This is a genomic window from Flavivirga aquimarina, from assembly GCF_030540835.1.
GTDB lineage: Bacteria > Bacteroidota > Bacteroidia > Flavobacteriales > Flavobacteriaceae > Flavivirga > Flavivirga aquimarina.
The window spans coordinates 1-2,670 of record NZ_JAUOEK010000021.1 but is presented as its reverse complement, the minus strand read 5'-3'; the positions used below and the strand labels follow the sequence as shown (position 1 = coordinate 2,670).

At 33.9% G+C, this 2,670-nt stretch carries 2 protein-coding genes; both read right to left on the bottom strand.

What is annotated here, in order from left to right; genetic code table 11:
• Positions 1 to 1,092, bottom strand: a 1,092-nt coding sequence (locus tag Q4Q35_RS01015) for a hypothetical protein (protein ID WP_303276057.1), incomplete at its 3' end; no start/stop codon positions are given.
• 167 nt (positions 1,093 to 1,259) lie between these two features.
• A partial coding sequence (locus Q4Q35_RS01010; protein ID WP_303276056.1) for a carbohydrate-binding protein occupies positions 1,260 to 2,670 on the bottom strand: 1,411 nt, incomplete at its 5' end.

Sequence of the window (2,670 nt, the reverse complement as noted above, 5' to 3'; positions counted from 1 at the left end):
CATTATAGGAGCAAAAGAGAAATCGCCTTTTGATTTAATAACTTTCCCGCCATTATTAACATTATAGTTAGTTAAACCATTACCTATTGATGTACAGTTTGTCACCGTAGCACTTGATGCTAAATAAGTACGAATACCTCCTCGCATATGCTTTACTGTACAATTTTCTACAGTTATACTTCCAGTACCGCCATACGAACGGATTCCATCTTCAGAAAGTGGATACATAACATCCAAAGGAATTGGAATAGGAGACTCAAGAGGCCATGCAAAAGGAGTACCTGGTGCAGCAATTTGATAATTACTACGGAAAGGTAAGTCGTAGCTATTGGTTTCATTATAAAGGTCTGCACTTAGCCTCATTCTCCCTTCTATATAACAATTTTTAACGGTGGTTTCTCCACCTCCATTTTGTATAAAGATCGCATGACCAAAAGCATTATGATGAACTATTATACCGTCTAAGGTATTTCTTAATCCGCCTCCTATGTTTAAGGCACAACGTTTATCTATACTGAAGGTATGGTCACTTCCAATTCCATAGATGCTTCCATATCCATATCTAGAACCTCTAACAATCAACTCAAGTCCAACCAATAGGTTATCATTCCCACGAACTGACACCAGTGCCGCTCCTCTTAATCCATAAGAAAGATCGGGATCATTATTATAAGCACTGTAATCTGTGATATCATCGGTATGACCACTTTTATAGTAGTCTTCAATAATTCCATTTTTCAATTCATTATTATCTCCAGAAATAATAAAATAAGTTGTTCTAATTGACCCTACCAAAGCTTTAATGCGTACACCTGTCAAATCAATTATGTTATTAGAACCAGAGCAAGTAATAACCCTTAAATCACTGGGTAAATCTTCTAAATAGTATTCACCTGCTTCTAAAACAATCTCTTGATTACTATTTTGTACAGCTGTACGAAATGCAGATAAAGAGTTAACAGATACCAGATTTTGTGAATTTCCTGAATAAAATGAAGCCATAAAAACAGCCATCATTATAAAAAAACCTTTTTGATTTTTAAAATTAGATTTATACATGAATTTTTCTTTTTTAAGTTGAGAGTTATACATTTAATTACTTTTTTGTATAGCCGCTTAATGTCCATTGGAGGTTGAACAACTAGAAGACATGACAAAGATTCCCATTGGTGTAATTGTCAAAATCATATACAATAAAAAAGTTTAGTTAGGTGTAATTCTTTATTATGATGAATTACACCTGCGCTTTTTTTTAGATTTTAATTCTTTATAAACTTCAATGTTTTTGATGATTCTACTCCTATCAGTTTAAGGAAATACAATCCTTGTGACAAACGACTAGTGTTAATCTCCTTTTTTTCTTTACCATTAATTTTTTCATGAATCACCATAGATCCGTTAAAATTAAAAACCATTAATTCTTTATAGTTTGAGTTTAAATGATGAACAGTTAATAGATTGTTTATAGGGTTAGGAGATATCATAATATTATTTTCTAAAGATGATTGAGGTTCTATAGATGTCTTTGTACTTGCAGCCTTAGCATTAGAGTTGTTACTAAACTCAAACCAATCTATGTTAAATAAGTAGCTAGTGCCTCCAGTAAATACTAGATAAACATCATGAGTTCCTGTTACGCTACTTAAACTAGTACTACTTGTTTCCCATGTATTCCAGTTGCCAGTGGTAGATATAGCAACAGTACCAATTAATGTACCTGTAGTACTTCCCAATCTCACTTCAATATTTCCACTGTTATTTTTACTAGAAGCCCTTACACTAATATTAGAGGCACATGTTAAGTCAACATTACTATACATAGCCCAATCTCCATTATGTATATATCCTATATTGGCGCCTTCATCTATAATACCCGACATGCTATCAAAGTTTTCTGCTTGAATAGTAGAGAATGATGCACAGTTATCATCAGGAACGATTTCAAACCAGTTAATATTCCACCCTCCCGAAGCAGCATAAAGTTGAATGGTTTGAGTACCAGCAGACAATGATACAGATGTAGATAGTGTTGTCCAATTTTGCCAATTTCCAGTGGAAGCAATATTTGTAGTTGCTTTTGTTGTTCCATTTTCTTTAAATTGAACTGATCCGCCACCATTTTTACTTGCAACTCTATAATTAATAGTATAGTTTCCAGAAGAAGGGACTACTACTTCATATTCCATCCAATCTCCAGTGTGAATGTATCCTATGTTCAGACCTCCACCTATATCTGCACATGTTTCTGCTTGCACACCACTCATATCATTGTAACCTTCTGCTTGAATAAGTCCAATTTCATAATTATAATTAAAGCAGTTTGATGTATGCGTTACACTGTTACTACCATTGTCTGTTACGGGCCCACAGCTTGTTATTGTGTTACCAGAAGTTCCAGACTCAAGAACAATAGCATATTCGGTTTCGTTTACAATAGTTGAATTATTACCTGATATTACAATAGCTCGATTCTCTTTGTTATCGATAGGTCCCTCTGTACGGTGAAAAACAATATTATGATTATTCCCGTCAATATTTGCTATATTATGTGGACCTATTGCATCAGGTGATGGCATAATAGTCAGTTCTATATCTTGACCTGAACGATTTAAAGGAACGTCCATTATAGGAGCAAAAGAGAAATCGCCTTTTGATTTAATAACTTTCCCG